Annotated in this window: 17 protein-coding genes; 4 read left to right on the top strand and 13 right to left on the bottom strand. The window is 73.7% G+C overall.

All coding sequences use genetic code 11. The features are described 5' to 3' along the window. Nucleotides 1-9 precede the first annotated feature (9 nt). Nucleotides 10-915, bottom strand: coding sequence for a Gfo/Idh/MocA family protein (locus tag K304_RS0117090; RefSeq protein WP_027764759.1), 906 nt, complete (start codon nt 913-915; stop codon nt 10-12). A gap of 365 nt (nt 916-1,280) precedes the next feature. On the opposite strand from K304_RS0117090, the gene K304_RS33400 reads away from it, so the two are divergent. Continuing rightward, complete coding sequence (locus K304_RS33400) at nt 1,281-1,547, top strand: hypothetical protein (protein ID WP_158687352.1); 267 nt, start codon at nt 1,281-1,283, stop codon at nt 1,545-1,547. On the opposite strand, the gene K304_RS29500 is transcribed toward K304_RS33400, so the two are convergent. The 7 genes from K304_RS29500 to K304_RS0117130 form a co-directional block, all read right to left on the bottom strand. After that, a complete protein-coding gene (locus K304_RS29500; protein ID WP_078529259.1) occupies nt 1,535-1,957 on the bottom strand; it encodes a hypothetical protein in 423 nt (140 codons plus the stop codon). The genes K304_RS33400 and K304_RS29500 overlap by 13 nt on opposite strands. 123 nt (nt 1,958-2,080) lie before the next feature. Further along, nucleotides 2,081-2,752: a uracil-DNA glycosylase gene (gene ung, locus K304_RS0117105; protein ID WP_027764761.1), complete on the bottom strand. Its 672-nt coding sequence runs from the start codon at nt 2,750-2,752 to the stop codon at nt 2,081-2,083. A 199-nt stretch (nt 2,753-2,951) separates the two neighbouring features. Beyond that, nucleotides 2,952-4,538, bottom strand: a complete 1,587-nt coding sequence (locus K304_RS0117110) for an ABC transporter substrate-binding protein (RefSeq protein WP_027764762.1) — start codon at nt 4,536-4,538, stop codon at nt 2,952-2,954. Nucleotides 4,539-4,831: 293 nt separating this feature from the next. Further along, complete coding sequence (locus tag K304_RS0117115) at nt 4,832-5,623, bottom strand: SDR family oxidoreductase (protein WP_051308547.1); 792 nt, start codon at nt 5,621-5,623, stop codon at nt 4,832-4,834. A 14-nt stretch (nt 5,624-5,637) separates the two neighbouring features. Further along, a complete protein-coding gene (fabG, locus tag K304_RS0117120; RefSeq protein ID WP_027764764.1) occupies nt 5,638-6,399 on the bottom strand; it encodes a 3-oxoacyl-ACP reductase FabG in 762 nt (253 codons plus the stop codon). Nucleotides 6,400-6,532: 133 nt separating this feature from the next. Further along, on the bottom strand, nt 6,533-6,916 hold the full coding sequence (locus K304_RS0117125; RefSeq protein ID WP_027764765.1) for a DUF3037 domain-containing protein: 384 nt from the start codon (nt 6,914-6,916) through the stop codon (nt 6,533-6,535). Next, nucleotides 6,913-7,776: a HipA family kinase gene (locus K304_RS0117130; protein ID WP_027764766.1), complete on the bottom strand. Its 864-nt coding sequence runs from the start codon at nt 7,774-7,776 to the stop codon at nt 6,913-6,915. Before K304_RS0117130 ends, K304_RS0117125 begins: the two co-directional genes overlap by 4 nt. 95 nt (nt 7,777-7,871) lie before the next feature. Here K304_RS0117130 and K304_RS0117135 point away from each other — a divergent pair, with 95 nt between their 5' ends. Continuing rightward, on the top strand, nt 7,872-8,333 hold the full coding sequence (locus K304_RS0117135) for a Rieske (2Fe-2S) protein (protein WP_027764767.1): 462 nt from the start codon (nt 7,872-7,874) through the stop codon (nt 8,331-8,333). A gap of 29 nt (nt 8,334-8,362) precedes the next feature. Here K304_RS0117135 and K304_RS0117140 read toward each other — a convergent pair whose 3' ends face one another. Continuing rightward, nucleotides 8,363-9,694 carry an aminotransferase class I/II-fold pyridoxal phosphate-dependent enzyme gene (locus K304_RS0117140; protein WP_078529247.1) on the bottom strand — a complete coding sequence of 444 codons (1,332 nt, stop codon included), beginning with the start codon at nt 9,692-9,694 and terminating at the stop codon, nt 8,363-8,365. Nucleotides 9,695-9,739: 45 nt separating this feature from the next. Here K304_RS0117140 and K304_RS0117145 point away from each other — a divergent pair, with 45 nt between their 5' ends. Further along, the gene (locus K304_RS0117145) at nt 9,740-10,435 is read left to right on the top strand and encodes a pyridoxamine 5'-phosphate oxidase family protein (protein ID WP_027764769.1); all 696 of its coding nucleotides are present in this window, start codon (nt 9,740-9,742) and stop codon (nt 10,433-10,435) included. Here the strand turns inward: K304_RS0117145 and K304_RS0117150 are convergent. Then, entirely contained in the window at nt 10,407-11,432 is a 1,026-nt protein-coding gene (locus tag K304_RS0117150; protein ID WP_037790787.1) for an EamA family transporter, read from the bottom strand. The genes K304_RS0117145 and K304_RS0117150 overlap by 29 nt on opposite strands. 161 nt (nt 11,433-11,593) lie before the next feature. Beyond that, complete coding sequence (locus K304_RS0117155) at nt 11,594-12,610, bottom strand: EamA family transporter (RefSeq protein WP_027764771.1); 1,017 nt, start codon at nt 12,608-12,610, stop codon at nt 11,594-11,596. A gap of 166 nt (nt 12,611-12,776) precedes the next feature. On the opposite strand from K304_RS0117155, the gene K304_RS0117160 reads away from it, so the two are divergent. After that, nucleotides 12,777-13,598 (top strand): PhzF family phenazine biosynthesis protein, encoded by an 822-nt coding sequence (locus K304_RS0117160; protein WP_027764772.1) that lies wholly within the window; start codon nt 12,777-12,779, stop codon nt 13,596-13,598. An 82-nt stretch (nt 13,599-13,680) separates the two neighbouring features. Here the strand turns inward: K304_RS0117160 and K304_RS0117165 are convergent, their stop codons facing one another. Both K304_RS0117165 and K304_RS0117170 read right to left on the bottom strand, forming a co-directional pair. Then, entirely contained in the window at nt 13,681-14,409 is a 729-nt protein-coding gene (locus K304_RS0117165; RefSeq protein ID WP_199779630.1) for a CPBP family intramembrane glutamic endopeptidase, read from the bottom strand. Between the two features lie 205 nt (nt 14,410-14,614). Then, nucleotides 14,615-16,111, bottom strand: a complete 1,497-nt coding sequence (locus tag K304_RS0117170; RefSeq protein ID WP_027764774.1) for a glutamate-cysteine ligase family protein — start codon at nt 16,109-16,111, stop codon at nt 14,615-14,617. Nucleotides 16,112-16,159 lie beyond the last annotated feature (48 nt).

Raw genomic sequence — 16,159 nt, forward strand, 5'->3', positions numbered from 1 at the left:
GTCAGCACGTCAGACGGACTGCTCCTCGACCGCACGGACCACGCGTTCGCACAGTTCGTGGGTGCGCAGTGCGTCGCGGGCGGACAGCGGCCGCCCGGCGCGCACGGCGTTCAGGAAGCCGAGGACGGCCTGCTCGATGCCGCGCTGCCGGGCGACGGGCACCCAGTCGCCGCGGCGCCGCACGCTGGGCTGCCCCTTGTGGTCGACGACCTCGGCCAGGTCGCGGACCTCCCGCTTGGTGTCCTGCCCCGAGACCTCCAGGATCTCCTCCGCCGATCCGGAGAGCCGGTTCATGACGCCGAGCGCGGTGAAGCCGTCCCCGGCGAGCTGCAGGACCAGGTGGTGCAGCAGCCCGTCGCGGACCCTGGCGTGGACCGTGACCTGGTCGTAGGGGGCGGGAGCGAGGAAGCGCAGAGTGTCGACGACGTGGATGAAGTCGTCGAGGATCATGTGCCGCGGGCTCTCGGGCAGGCCGACGCGGTGCTTCTGGAGGACGATCAGGTCGCGCGGGTGCTCCAGGCACTGCGTGTAGCACGGCGCGTGGCGGCGGTTGAACCCGACGGCGAGGGGGATTCCGGCCGACTCCGCGCTGTCGACGAGTGTCTCCGCGTCGGCCAGGTGGTGGGCGAGCGGCTTGTCGACGTAGGTGGGGACGCCCGCGTCGAGCAGGCGGCCGACGAGCCGGGGGTGTGCCGGGGTCGCGGCGTGGACGAACGCCGCGTCCGGGCGGGCGTCGAGGAGACCCTCGATCGTGGCGTGGCGGTGCGCGGGAGGGACGCGGTAGGCGTCGCCGAGTTCGGCGAGCACCCGGGCGTCGCGGGTCACCAGGTGCGGCTCGACACCGGGCTGTGCGGTGAGCACCGGCAGGTAGGCCTTGCGGGCGATCGCGCCGAGCCCGATGATGCCGATCTTCACGGGTGCTCCTGGTCGGTTCGGAGAGTCCGCCCCGCTGCCGCGGGGTGGAGGGATGGGTACCCGGCGGCGGCACCTCGACGCCCACGTTTTCACTCTCCCGGGGAATGTCGCGGCACCCCGCCGACGTGCAGGGTTGCGGGGTGAGACGTATGACGGGAGCCGTGGTGCTGGGGTGCGTGTCCGTCGTGGCGGTGTCGGGCTGCGTGACGGTCGGGGCGAAGGGGGAGCCGCACCGGTCCCCCGGCCCCGGTTCTTCGCGGGCGGCGGATGCGCCGGAAGCGGCGGACGGGGGTGGTGAGCCGCGGGCGGGCCGGCCCACGCCGCACGAAGGGCTGTCACGCCCGGCCCCGGCGCCGGGCGCGTCCGTGCGGGTCGACGCCCGGTCCGGCGCCGTACCGGACGGGGAAGCGGCCGAGCACGGGGCGGCCGCGCAGGTGCCGCCGGGGGCGGACGGACCGGCCGCGCGGCCCGCTCCCGGGGGCGCCGCGGAACGGCGGGCCCCGGCCCTGCGGCCCGGGGACATGCCGGGGTTGCCGGGCGGCGCGGGGATGTGCGACCTCGGCCGCCGGTACGGCGGCTGGGGCGCGGGCAGCGCCCCGCAGGACGCCTGCGAGCGGGCCTACGGGCGCTGATCCGGTTCCTCCAGTCTCCGGCCGAGCCGGTCGATCGCGGCGAGGACGCCCCGGCCGTAGGCGTCGTCGGGCAGCACGTGCGCCGCGTGCCGCGCGCGCTGCAGCTCGCGGCGCGCGGTGCCCGGGTCGCCGAGCTTGACATGGTCGGCGGCCAGGTTGAGATGCAGGGAGGGATACAGGGCCCGCACCTCGACGGCGTGCTCGCCCCAGGCCGCGTGGTCCTCGGTGAGCGAGTCGGCGGCGGCCAGCGCCCGCAGGTCCCAGGCCAGTTCGTCGGCCGGGTCGTCCTGGGTGTCCGCCATGTAGTGGGCGATGGTGCACCGGTGGAAGGCGTCCGCTTCGGGGGTCTCCTCCCACAGCGCGGCGAAGCGGCTGCGGGCCTCCTCCCGGTCTCCGGCGTGGTGCAGCATCACCGCCTGACCGATCCGCGTGGTCGGTTCGCCCTGCGACGGCTGGGGCGCTGCTGCGGTCACGGCTGCTCCTCGGCGGTGTGCGGGCCGGCGGGTCCCGCGTGGGAGGTGGCGGAGTGGAGGTCAGGCGGCCAGGTCGGGGATGCGCCAGTCGACGGGGTCGTGGCCCTGAGCCCGCAGGGCCGCGTCGATCTGGCTGAACGGGCGGGAGCCGAGGAACTTCTTCGCCGAGAGCGGGGACGGGTGGGCCCCCTCGACGACGGCGTGCCGGGTGGTGTCGACGAGACGGAGCTTCTTCCGGGCGTAGGCGCCCCAGAGCACGAACACGGCGGGCTGCTCACGGTCGGACACGGCGCGGATGACTGCGTCGGTGAACCTCTCCCAGCCCTGGTTCTTGTGCGAGTTGGGCTCGGCCTCACGCACCGTCAGCACGGAGTTGAGCAGCAGGACGCCCTGCCGCGCCCAGGGGGTGAGGCAGCCGTTGTCGGGCACCGGGTGGCCGAGGTCGTCGCGCAGCTCCTTGTAGATGTTGCGCAGCGAGGGCGGGGTCCGTACGCCCGGACGCACGGAGAAGCACAGGCCGTGGCCCTGGCCGGCACCGTGGTAGGGGTCCTGACCGAGCACGAGGACCTTGACCTGGTCGAAGGGTGTGGCATCGAGGGCGGCGAAGACCTCGTCGCGGGGCGGGTAGACCGGCCCCGCCGCTCGTTCCTTCTCGACGAACTCGGTGAGTTCGGTGAAGTAGTCCTCGTCCAGCTCCTCGCCGAGGACGCCCTGCCAGGATCCGGGCAGCATGCCGATCACGCGTCAACCTCCGTCAGATGCGGGCGCGTTCCGCTTGGTGTTCCCACGCGCTGGAACCGAAGGTACCGGGCGCCACCGACAACGCCGCGCCGTGCGGCGCGGTGCGGGCGCCGTCGGCCCGCGCGCACAGGCGTGCGCCCCGGCTGCCGACCAGCCGGGGCGCACGTCGTGCGGAAACGGGCGGAGGCCGTTACCAGCTCGCCTTCCGGTTCAGCTCCCACATGCGCATGATCGTCGAGGGGTCGATGCACCACTCGACGCCGGCGATGTCCTTGCCGGCCGCCACGTAGACCTTGCCCTGCCAGAGCGGCAGCAGGCGGGCGTCCTCGGCGAGGATCTTCTGCGCATCGGTGAAGGCCTCGCTGGCGATGCCGCGGTCGTCCTGCTTGCGGGAGGACGGCAGCAGGTCCTGGGTGATGCGGGGCGCCTCGTACGGCGTGTTCAGCGCGTTGTTCTCACCGACGAACGGCGCGATGAAGTTGTCCGCGTCGGGGAAGTCGGGGGCCCAGCCACGGCCGAAGACCGGGTACTCGCCGTGCAGGTAGTCCTGGGAGTACTCGTTCCACGGCTTGCCCTTGACGGTGATGTCGAAGAGGCCGGAGCCCTCGAGCTGGCGCTCGATCTCCTCGAACTCGTTCTTCATCGTCGAGCCGTAGCGGTCGGTGGTGTACCAGAGGGTCAGCGGCACCTTCTCGGTGATGCCGGCTCCGCGCAGGACCTCCTCCGCGTCCGCACGGCTGGGCTCGCCGTACTCGTCGAAGTAGGCGTTGGTGTGGCCGGTCAGGCCACTCGGCACCATGGAGTACAGCGGCTCGGCGGTGCGGTCGTAGACGTTGCGCACCAGGGCCTTGCGGTCGATGAGCTGGGCGATGGCCCGGCGGACGGCTTCGTCGCCCGCCCAGTCGTACTTGGGGTTGAAGACCAGGTAGCGGATCTCCTTGCCCGGGAGCTCGCTCAGCTCGATCTTGTCGTTGCCCTTCGCTCCGGCGTCCTGGAACTCGCTGATCTGACTCGGCGTGAGCCCGCGGAAGGTGACGTCGAGTTCGCCCTTCTTGAACTTCTTCACCATCGCCTTGGAGCTCTGGAAGTAGCGGATGGTGACCTTGTCGTTCTTGATCTCGGCGGCACCCTTGTAGTTCGGGTTCGCGAGCAGGACGGCGCGCTTGTTCTCCCTGTACTCCTCGAGCACGTACGGGCCGGATCCGCCGATCTCGGTGCCCTTGAGCAGCCCCTTGTCGTCGTACACCTCGGGGTCGACGATCGAGGCCGCGGGAGTGGCGAGGACGTACTCGAAGGTCGCGTCCGACTCCTTCAGGTGGAAGACGATCTCGTGCTTCCCCGGGGTCTCGATGCGGTCCAGGCTGCCGAGGAGGCCCGAGGGGCCGCCTTCGGCGCCGATGCTGAAGACACGGTCGAGGGAGAACTTGACCGCCTCCGCGTCCAGCGGGTTGCCGTTGGAGAAGGTGAGGTCCTCGCGCAGGGTGCAGCGGTACACCTTGCTCGCCGTGTCGGTGAACTTGCAGGACTTGGCGGCGTCCGGCTCGGGCGAGCTGGAGGAGTTGGGGAAGTGCATCAAGGTCTGGTAGACGTTCCGGAACAGCTCCCAGGACTGGTCCCACGCGCCGGCCGGGTCCAGGACGCTGGGCGAGCTGGTGGTGCCGACCACGATGGACTGGTCCTCGTCGTTGTCACCACCGGGCAGCACGCTGCACCCGGCGAGCAGCGCCGCGCTCACCGCGAGGGCTGCGATTCTCAGAGGTCCGTTCCGGTCGAACACGTACGCGCTCCTCAGTCGGCGGGGCCACTGCTTGATGCGGTTGCATGAGGGATGTCGCCCGCCGGCCGGTTCCATGCGCTTCGCTTGCGCATCCGTGTGTCCTGCACGCGGATGCCCGCGCGGACCCGCTGGCCGCAGGCGCATCAGACCTTACCCCAGCATCACGGCCGTGAGCAGGGACAGATCATCCCTTTGTGACGCCCTTTTCGAAGGCGTCACAGATCTGATGCCGCTCCGCTGCGGAGCGGCATCAGATGGGTGACCAGCGGTGGACGCGGCTCAACTCAGGGTCATCAGACCCCGGCGTTGAGGAAGAGGCCGCCGTCGACGACCAGGGTCTGGCCGGTGATCCACGCCGCGGCGTCCGAGCTGAGGAACGCGGCGGCGCCGCCGACGTCCTCGGGGGCTCCGAGCCGCCCCATCGGGTAGCGGGCCGCGGCCTCGTCCTCACGGCCCTCGTAGAGCGCCGCGGCGAACTTCGTCTTCACCACGGCCGGTGCGAGCGCGTTGACGCGGGCGGCGGGCGCGAACTCGTGGGCGAGCTGCTGCGTCAGGTTGACCATCGCGGCCTTGCTCATGCCGTAGGCGCCGACGAAGGGCGAGGCGGAGAGCCCGGCGATGGAGGCGATATTGACGACGGAGCCGCCGTGGTCGCGCTGCCAGGCGGCCCAGGTCCGCTGGGCGAAGCCGAGGGCCGAGATGACGTTGGTCTCGAAGACCTTGCGGGCGACGGCGAGATCGAGATCGGCCATGGGCCCGAAGACGGGGTTGGTCCCGGCGTTGTTGACCAGGTGGTCGAGCCGTCCGTAGGCGGCCATGACCGCGTCGACGGCGGCTGCCTGGTGGCCGGTGTCGTGCGCCTTCCCCGCGACGTACATCGCCCGGTCGGCGCCGAGCGAGGCCACCGCAGTCTTCAGGGCGTCCTCGTTGCGACCGGTGATGCAGACCCTGTCACCGCGTGCCACGAGGGCTTCGGCGACGGCGTATCCGATGCCGCGGCTGCCGCCGGTCACCAGGGCCGTCCGTCCGCTGTCCGGGCGGGGCGTTCCGGGCTGTGACGGGTCCGGCTGTGCTGTGTCGGTCATGGGCGTGGCTCCTGTCAGTTGAGGGGGCCGCCGGCCACGTACATGACCTGGCCGGAGACGAATCCCGCGTCGTCGGAGGCGAAGAAGGCGATGGCGCCGGCGACGTCCTCGGGGCGGCCGACGCGCTGGACCGGGATCTGGGTGGCGGCTGCGGCCTGGAACTCGTCGAAGTCCATGCCGACGCGTTCGGCGGTGGCGGCGGTCATGTCGGTGACGATGAAGCCGGGCGCGACGGCGTTGGCGGTCACACCGAACTTGCCCAGTTCCTTGGCGAGGGTCTTGGTGAAGCCCTGGAGACCCGCCTTGGCGGCGGCGTAGTTGACCTGGCCGCGGTTGCCGAGGGCGGAGCTGGAGGAGAGGTTGACCACGCGCCCGAACCCGGCGTCCACCATGTGCTTCTGGCAGGCCCTGGTCATCACGAAGGCGCCGCGCAGGTGGACGTTCATCACGGTGTCCCAGTCCGCGTCGCTCATCTTGAACAACAGGTTGTCGCGGAGCACACCGGCGTTGTTCACCAGCACGGTGGGCGCGCCGAGTTCCTCGGCGACCCGGGCGACGGCGGCCTCGGCCCGCTCGGTGTCGGCCACGTCGCAGCCGACGGCGATCGCCCGCCCGCCCGCGGAGGTGATCTTCTCGACGGTGTCCTTGCAGGCCGCCTCGTCGAGGTCGAGCACGGCGACGGCCCTGCCCTCGTGGGCCAGACGCTCGGCGGTGGCCGCGCCGATGCCTCGGGCTGCGCCGGTGACGATCGCGACGCGCTGCTCGCTGGTGGACATCTCGTTCTCCTCGTCCTCGTGGGGTCGCCGGCGGGTCACGGGCCCGCCTGGTGAGCAACCGCTTAGTAGGCTCGGTGGTCGTGACGCTAGAAGTCGTGGCACTCCGTGTCAACGGCAGCCCGGTTCGTGCCGGTCACCGCACCAGGAGGTCCAGCAGCCGCCGGGCTTCGGCCGCGGGGTCCGCGGTCAGGCCGGTGTGCACCGGGCCGGGCTGGACGACGGTACTGCGCGGCGCGACGGTCCAGCGGAAGCGGCGTCCGGCGTCGTCGCCCGCGGCCTGCCCCGCGTCACCGCCGCCCCGGCACACCCCCTCGACCGCGCGCAGCGCGGCGTGCACCCCCGCCACGTCGGCGTCCGGGTCCAGGGCCCGCAGCCGGTCCTCGTCCAGGTGGGTCAGCGCGGCGGCGTAGGAGCGCGCACGGCAGTAGAGCACCACGCCGGCGTTGATGAGTTCGCCGCGTTCGACGCGGGGGACGACGCGGAGCAGGGCGTATTCGAAGACCATGCGAGGCGTCATCGCGTCTCCCCCGGCTTCCCGGCGTGCCGGGCGCGGGCCGGCTCGGGCGCGGTGCCGGGGCGCCCGGTCAGCCAGCCCGGGGCCTGGGAGGGCCGGTCGGGGGTGGGCGCGCCCAGTTCGACACGCTCGTGCACCTGCGGCGCGCGGGCCGCGAGGACGCGGGTGTAGGCGGCGCGGACGTCGTCGGGGTGGTCGAAGCCGGGTTCACCCGCCAGCCAGTCGTCGGGGATGTCCGCGGTGCACCGGTCGAGGAGTGCGGGCGTGACCCGGGGGGCGAGGTCGGCCGCGGCGGCGGCCACGTCGGGGGCGAAGGGCGCGAGGACGTGGTCCGACGCGTCGTAGCGGCGGTCCGCGGCGGCGCCGGCCTTGGGCCAGTCGTGGTGCCAGATCAGGGATGCTCCGTGGTCGATGAGCCACAGGTCGCCGTGCCAGACCAGCAGGTTGGGGTTGCGCCAGGAGCGGTCGACGTTGCCGGTCAGGGCGTCGAACCAGACGATCCGCCCGGCCTCCCGGGCCGTCACCTCGTAGGCGAGCGGGTCGAATCCGAGGGCCCCGGGGAGGTAGTCCATGCCCAGGTTGGGACCGCCGCTCGCCTTCAGCAGCTCCTGCACCTCCTCGTCCGGCTCGGCGAGCCCGAGAACCGGGTCGACCTGGACGACCGCCAGGTCGGGTACGCGGAGCCCGAGGAGCCGGGCGAGACGCCCGCAGACGACTTCGGCGACCAGCGTCCTGCGTCCCTGTCCGGCACCGGTGAACTTCACGACGTAGGTGCCCAGGTCGTCGGCTTCCAGGAGGCCGGGCAGCGAGCCGCCCTCGCGCAGGGGCGTGACGTACCGGGTGGCGGTGACTTCGGGCAGCATCGCACCAGGTTATGCGGCGCCGTGTCGTTGAACGTGGCGGCCCGGGCGCACGTAGGAGGGTGTGGACGGCTGTCCCGAGACCGTAGGAGCGTGACATGAACACCGCCTTTCCCACCCGCCGTACCGTACTGGCCGCCGCGGGGACCACCTCGGCCGCGCTGGCTCTCGCCGCGTGCGGGAGTTCCGGCGGCGGGGACACGGGCGGCGAGGAGTCGCCCGGGGCCGGCGACCAGCCGACCGGAGAGGGCACTTCGGAGCCCGGCGGGGGCGGCGCGGAGTTGGTGAGCGCGTCCGAGGTGCCGGAGGGCGGCGGGACGATCCTCAAGGAGGAGAAGGTGGTCGTCACGCAGCCCTCGGCCGGCGAGTACAAGGCCTTCTCCGCGGTGTGCACGCACCAGGGCTGCGTGGTGTCGTCGGTCGCGGACGGCTCCATCAACTGCGCGTGCCACGGCAGTCGTTTCGCCGTCGCCGACGGCAGCGTGCAGCAGGGTCCGGCGACGCAGCCGCTGCCGGCGGTGAAGGTGTCGGTGAGCGGCGGTTCCGTGCGGCGGAGCTGACCGGGCGCCTCCTCCGCCGGCCGGACCCGTCAGTCGTACCGGCGTGACAGGGAGGGGCGCAGCGCGTCGGCGACGGCGTCCGCCACTCCCTCGACCTCCTCCGGAGCCAGCGGCGAGAGGGTGATCCGGACTCCGGGTTCCGAGGCGAGGCGGAAGCGCGCACCGGGGGCCACCGCCCAGCCGGCCTGGAGGAGGCGCGCCACCGCTCCGGTCTCGTCGGGCACGGGCACCCAGGCGTTCATGCCGCTGCGGCCGTGCGCGGGCACGCCGCGGTCCGCGAGGGCGCGTACCAGTGCGTCCCGCCGGTGCCCGTAGGAGGCGGCGACGCGGTGCGGGCGCACGGCCTCGTGCTCCCAGAGCCGGGCGACGGCGTCCTGGAGCAGGTGGCTGACCCAGCCCGGGCCGAGCCGCTGGCGGCCCCGCACCCGGTCGACGGTGAGCGCGTCGCCGGTGAGGACGGCCAGGCGCAGGTCGGGGCCGTACGCCTTCGCGGTGGAGCGGACCAGCGCCCAGTGGGTGGTGGAGCCACAGACCGCGTGCAGCGGCAGGTCGACGATGCCGTGCCCGTGGTCGTCCTCGACGACCAGCGTGGCCGGGTGTTCCGCCAGCAGCGCGCGGAGGGCGGCTCCGCGCGCGGCCGAGACGGCGGCGCCGGTGGGGTTCTGGGCGCGGGCGGTCACGATCAGGGCGCGGGCGTGCCGCCGGAGGGCGCCGGCGACGGCGTCGGGCAGCGGCCCGTCGTCGTCCACGGCGACGGGCAGCGGACGCAGGCCGAGGGCCGGGACCAGGTCCAGCAGACTCCCCCAGCCGGGGTCCTCCACGGCGACGATGTCACCGGGCCGCAGGTGCGCCGCCAGGACGCGTTCGATCGCGTCGAGTGCGCCTGAGGTCACGGCGACGGGCCCGTCGGGAACGCCGTCGTCGGCGAGCATCCGCCGTGCGGCGCGGCCGAGTTCAGCGGTGACGGCGGGGGCGCCGTAGAGCGTCGGACGCGTGCGGGCGCGCTCGGCCGCCGCGGCGAGGGCGTCGCCCAGCGGAGGCAGCAGCGCGGGGTCCGGATTACCGGTGGACAGGTCGCGCGCACCGTGGGGGACGTCGACGCGGAGCGACTCGCGGGGTGTGCTGGCCGGGCGGTGCCGGATGCGGCTCCCCCGGCGCCCGGCGGTCTCGATCACTCCGCGGTCCCGCAGCGAACGATAGGCGGCAGCCACGGTGTTGGGGTTGACGCCGAGCCGCGCGGCGAGCTCCCGCTGCGGAGGCAGCGCGTCGCCGGGGGCGAGGGCGCCGGCGCCGACGCCGCGCTCCACGCTGGCGGCGATCTCGGCTGCACCCGCTCCCTCGATCCGGTAATCTCCTAGCACAAAGATGATTATGCACTAGTTCAAAGAGAACGCAAGGAGATCCCCATGTCCGCCACCGCGTCTCAGCGACCGGCCTACGAGGCCGTCGGGCGCACCACGCCGACCCGCAACCGCGACCGGGCCTCCTACGACCGCGACCTGGTGCACGCGATCCTCGACGAGGGCTACGTCTGCCACCTGGGTTTCGTGCGCGACGGGGCGCCCGTGGTGCTGCCGACGCTGTACGCCCGGGCCGGCGAGCGGCTGTACGTGCACGGTTCCACCGGCTCCCGGCCGCTGCGGGCGGCCGGGGACGGCACCGAGGCACCGGGGCTTCCCGTCTGCCTGACCGTCACGCACGTCGACGGGCTGGTGCTCGCCCGCTCGGCCTTCCACCACTCCGCCAACTACCGCTCCGTGGTCGTCCACGGCGAGGCCCGGCAGGTGACGGACCCGCAGGAGCGGACGGCGGCGCTGGACGCGCTGGTGGACCACGTGCTGCCCGGCCGGGCGGCCGACTGCCGCCCGGCGGACGCGCGGGAGCTGGCGGCCACCGCCGTCCTGGCGCTGGACCTGGTGGAGGTCTCGGCGAAGGTACGGTCCGGCCCGCCCGTGGACGAGCCGGAGGACCTGTCGCTCCCGCACTGGGCCGGCGTGCTGCCCGTGCGCAGCACCACGGGCGAGCCGGTGCCGGCCGACGACCTGGCCGGCACCGTCGCCGCGCCCGCCTACCTCACCGCTCCGCGGGGGCCGGGACGCTGAGTTCGGGCCCGGGCCGCGCGGGTGTCCGGCGGACCGACGCGGCGTGCCGCGCCTCGGCGCACGCCAGGCCGGTCACAGCGAGGAGAAGCAGCACGGTGCCGGTCACCGTGGCCGCGGTCAGCCGTTCGTCCAGGAGCACCACCGCGATGACCGCGGCGCTCACCGGCTCGATCAGCATGATGACCGAGACGGTCGCCGCGCGGACCACGGCGGCGCCCGCGAAGTACAGGGCGTAGGCGAGCGCCGTGGGCACGGCCGCGACGTAGGCGAGGAGGAGCAGCACCCGGACCGGGTCCCCGGTCTGCGGGAGAAGCCCTTCGGCCAGCGCCAGGGGGAGGGTGCAGACCGCCCCGACGGCGAACGCCCACCGTGTGGTGGCGGACTCGCCGGTGCCGGACGTCCGGCCGAACCGCCGCGTCAGCAGGGTCACCGCCGCGTAGCCGGTGGCGGAGAGGAGGGCGAGGGCGACTCCGGCGGGGCGGACCGTGCCGCCTCCGGCGCCGAGACACAGGACCAGGAGTCCGGCCAGTGCACCGGTCACCGCCGCGATCCCGGAACCACCGAGGCGTTCGCCCATGGTCAGCCGTGCGCCGAGCGCGATGAGGACGGGTCCCGCGCCGAGCGTGACGACGGTGCCGACGGCAAGGCCGGTGACCTCGACCGCGGCGAAGTAGGCGGTCTGGAAGACGGCGAGGCCGACGCCGGTGGCGGCGATGCGCAGGGCACGGCGCCGGGGCCGCTCGGCCGGCCGGAGCGCCCGGGCCGGCTCCGTCCGCGAGCGTGTGGTCAGTCCGCGCAGGCCCTGGAAGGCCAGCAGGAGCAGGAGCCCTCCGGCGTAGCGCCAGAAGGAGAGCGCGAGGGGGCCGAGGTCGCTCGCCCGGTAGAGGAGCGAGGCGGCCGCGCCGGCGGTGCCCCAGGCGACACCGGCCACGACGAGATAGGTCAGGGCGCGGCCGACGGGCAGGACGGCGGCAGGGGAAAGGGATGCGTGCGACACGTGGTGTACTCCGCGCAGAGAGGGGACTGGTGACGTTCCCGTCTGCGGGCGCCGGAGGGGGACGCCGCGGGCGGAGCCTCGCTCCCCCGGTGGCGCGGTCCTCGGCCGGCCCGCTCTACGCGGCGGGCGGCGACAGCACGGTCAGGTACACGGCGACCACCCTACGAGGACGGGGTCCGCGCGGACAAGCCCGTTCCGGCGTGGTCCGCGACGGCGCTCCCGGCGACCGGCTCGGGTGCGGGCGGCCGGGGGGCCGAGCGCTGCGCGATGAGGGCGCCGGTGAGCACCAGCAGACCGCCGAGGACCTGGGGCGCGGAGAGGTGTTCGCCGAGCAGCACCCAGGCCAGCGCGGTCGCGATGACCGCCTCCAGGCAGGCGACCACCCCGGCGACCTGCGGGGACAGGCGGCGCACGGAGACCACGCCGGTCAGGTAGGCGGCGACGGTGGCGACCAGCACGATCCACCCCAGGAGCAGCAGGCCGGGGACCGGCGTGCCGTCCATCTCGGCGTCGCGGAACAGGACGCCCCATTCCATGGACCACGGCCGGGCGACGAGTGTGAGCACGAGTGCGCCGACCAGCAGGCCGTACGCGATCACGCCCACCGGGTCGGGCCGCCTGCCGTCGGCCTCGTCGGCGCCGTGGTCGGAGAGCACGAAGTAGCCGACCTGGCAGCAGGCCGCGCCCAGCGCCAGCAGCAGGCCGAGGACGTCGAAGGCGAGCCCCGACCACACCTCGACCACGCAGCTCAGCCCGCCGACGGCCAGCACCACGCCGACGGCCGCCGCCCGGGTCACCGGGCGGCGCTGCACGAACCGCACCCAGCCGAGGACCAGCGCGGGGGCCAGGTACTCGATGAGCAGGGCCACGCCCACGGGGATGCGGGAGATGGCGGCGAAGTAACAGGCCTGCACGCCGGCCACGGCGAAGAGGCCGAAGCCCGCCAGCAGCGCGGGATGCGACCTGAGCAGCCCGCGATGACGCCAGGCGAGGGGCAGAGTGACCAGGGCGGCTCCCGCGACCCGCAGCCAGGTGACGTGCAGGGGGTCGAGGCCGGCCTCGATGAGCGGCTTGGCCGCGGGACCGGATCCGCCGAAGGCGAAGGCGGACAGGAGCGCGATGGCGAGCCCCGTGCTCCGGGCCCGGACGGGGTGCGACGGTGGTGCGGCGTGCGGCATGCGCCCCATGATGCCAAGCGAGGTCAGGAGTGTCACCCTGGATAGCACCTGTCTCACCGTGCGAGACCCGGAGGCGGCCGGCCCTCGCAGACCACGGAGCGCCCGGGGCGACGTCCCGGCGACCGGCCGTGGAGGAGCGCGACCGCCGCGGCCTACGCTTCCCGGCATGAGAATCCGTGTCGTCGACGCCTTCACCGACCGTCCGTTCGCCGGCAATCCCGCCGCGGTCGTCCTGCTCGAGGAGGCGCGCTTCCCCGAGGACGAACGGCTCCAGCGGGTCGCGGGCGAGATGAGCCTCTCCGAGACGGCGTTCGCGCACCCGCTCACCCACGACGCGGACGCGGACTGGGCGCTGCGCTGGTTCACGCCCGCCGTGGAGGTGAACCTGTGCGGGCACGCGACGCTGGCCACGGCGCACGTGCTGCACTCCGCCGGACGGGCAGGCTCCCGGCTGCGGTTCCGGACCCGTAGCGGAGTGCTGACCGCCGCTTCCTCCCCCGACGGGACGGTGACGCTGGACTTCCCGACGGCTCCGCTGACGCCGGTGGCCGAGCCGCCCGGGCTCTCCGCGGCGCTGGGCTGCGAGATCCTGACGGTGCACGACACGGGGCCGGACGTCGGCGACCTGCTGGTCGAGGTGCACGACGAGGAGACGGTGCGCGCCCTCGCACCGGACATGGCCGCGCTGGCCCGGCTCCGGGGGCGCGGCGTCATCGTCACCGCCGCCGCTCACGACACGGCCGCCGGTTACGACTTCGTCTCCCGGTTCTTCGGGCCCGCGGTGGGGGTTCCGGAGGACCCGGTCACCGGGAGCGCCCACACGGCGCTCGCGCCGCTGTGGGCGGCGCGGCTGGGGAGGGACGAACTGACCGGTTTCCAGGCGTCCGCGCGGACCGGAGTGGTGCGGACCGCGCTGCGCGGCGCGCGGACGGAGCTGTCGGGGTCGGCGGTGACGGTGCTGGACGGCCGGCTGCTGACGGGGCTCTGAGCGCCCGGGCCGCCGCCGCGCCCCCGGTGGCGGTGCGCGTCCGCCGGGAGGGGGTCACCGACCGGAGGCACCGGGCGGCGGGTCAGCCGGTGGGGAGCCAGCCCACCTTGCCGGCCAGCAGCGCGTAACCGACGAAGGCGACGATGTCGATCAGGGCGTGGGCGGCGAGCAGCGGGCCGACGCGCCCCCAGCGGCGGTAGAGGAGCACGAAGATCACGCCCATCGCCATGTTGCCCACGAAGCCGCCGATCCCCTGGTAGAGGTGGTACGTGCCGCGCAGCAGGGAGCTGGCCGCCAGCGCTCCCCAGGGGGACCAGCCGAGCTGGTCCAGGCGGCGCAGCAGGTAGCCGATGACGATGATCTCCTCCACCGCGGCGTTCTGCACCGCGGAGGCGATCAGCACCGGGATCTTCCACCACACGTCCGGAAGGTTCTCCGGCACCACGGTGAGGTTCGCGCCGGCCGCCCTGGCACCGAGGTAGAGGAGCAGGCCGGTTCCTCCGATGCCGGCGGCGACCAGCGCGCCGCGGGCCAGGTCGGAGCGGGGGCGACGCAGGTCGCACCCGACCGCGCGCAGGCCGCCGGCGCCCTCGCGGTACAGCAGGTGCGCAACGAGCGCGACGGGGACGAGTGCGGTGGCGATACCGAAGAGCTGCCAGGCCAGGTCGAGCCACGGGCGGTCGGGAGCGGCCGAGGTGTTCATCCGCGCGGCCTGGTCGGCGAGTCCGCCCGGGGCGGTCAGCGAACCGGCGAAGCTGATGAGCGCCGAGAGGGCGCTGGCGCCGAGGGAGAGGGCGAGTACCAGCAGCATCTCCCGCCGCAGCACGGGAGCGGGGAGTCCGGCGTCGCCGGGAACCCCCTGGTCCGCGGCGTCTCCCGTCCGTGCACGCACGCGCGCCTCCCGTCCGCCTGGATCGACTGCCTGCCGGTGGGGCGCCGGTGCGTCCGGCGCCCGGTCTCAGCTTGCCGCATCCGAGGGGCGGAGGCGTGCCCGGGGTGTCCGGGCACGCGCGGCGTCACGGCCCGGGAGGCCAGGTGTGCACCGGCTCGTCGGTGCGGGTGAGTTCGCAGTAGCGGCGGGCGACGGCCGCGAGCGCCTTCTCCCGGTCGAGTCCGGCGTCCGTGGCCCGGTGGTAGGCGGCGGCCTGCCAGGAGGCGCCGTTGACCCGGCGCCGGCAGCGTTCCTCGATCACCGACAGGTAGCGGTCCCGGTCGGCGGCCTCCACACCCCACGCGTCGAGACCGGACGCGGCGAGCGGGAGCAGCTCCTCCTGCACGAGCCGGGTCGCGGGCAGCGCGACCGTCGCGCTCCCCCGCCCGGAGCGCGGCCAGTGCAGCTGGGCGTCGATGCCGTCCCGGCACGCCGCCTCGAAGTTCTCGTGGGCGACGGGGAAGGGCATCCGGGTCCAGAGGGGACGGGGCTCGTCCGCCAGGGCGCGCACCAGCCCGTAGTAGAAGGCGGCGTTGGCGAGCACGTCGGTGACGGTGGGGCCGGCCGGAAGCACCCGGTTCTCGACCCGCAGGTGCGGGACGCCGTCGACGACGCCGTAGACCGGGCGGTTCCAGCGGTAGATGGTGCCGTTGTGCAGGGACAGTTCGAGAAGTTCGGGGACTCCGCCGTCCTCCAGCACCTGGAGGGGTTCCTCGTCCTCGCAGAGCGGGAGCAGCGCCGGGAAGTAGCGCACGTTCTCCTGGAAGAGGTCGTAGGCGGAGTCGATCCAGCGTTCGCCGAACCAGGTGCGGGGACGTACGCCCTGCACGGCGAGCTCCGGCGGCCGGGTGTCGGTGGACTGGAGGAAGAGCGGCGGCCGGGACTCCCTCCACAGCTCCCGCCCGAAGAGGAACGGCGAGTTGGCGCCCATGGCGATCTGCGGCCCGGCGATCGCCTGGGCGGCGTTCCACACGTCGGCGAACCGGCCCGGCGTGACCTGGAGGTGCAGCTGTACGGAGGTGCACGCGGCCTCGGGGGCGATGGAGTCGGAGGCGTAGCGCAGGTGCTCGACACCCTCGATGTCGAGCATCACGTCCTCGCCCCTGGCCGCCATGATCTGGTCGTTGAGCAGGGTGTACCGGTCGACGGCGGAGAGGTTCGCGGAGACGAGGTCGTCGCTGGTGAGCGTGGGCAGGATGCCGATCATCACGATGTGGGCGTCCACCTCGCGGGCCTGGCGGTCGGCGTAGGCGAGGGCGGTGCGGAGTTCCTCGGAGAGCTGGTCGAAAACCCGGCCGGCCATGCGGTGCGGGACGATGTTGGCCTCGAGGTTGAACTGACCGAGTTCCGTCTGGAAATCCCGGCTGCCGATGCGTTCCAGCACCTCGGCGTTCATCATCCGGGGCATGCCTTCGGCGTCCGCGAGATTGAGCTCGATCTCCAGACCCATGAGATTGCGCGGGCGGTCGAACCGCTTCCTGTCCAGAAGCAGTTCCAGGGCCTCCAGCCCCTGGAGGAGTTTCTGCCGGTACCGCAGCCGATCGGACAGGGCGAACCTGTCGGCCGCGACCTTCTCTCCCATCCCGCCGGTCCTCTCGGTCGGGTGCCCGTGCGACGACCGGGCACGTGT

This window comes from Streptomyces sp. CNS606, assembly GCF_000426325.1.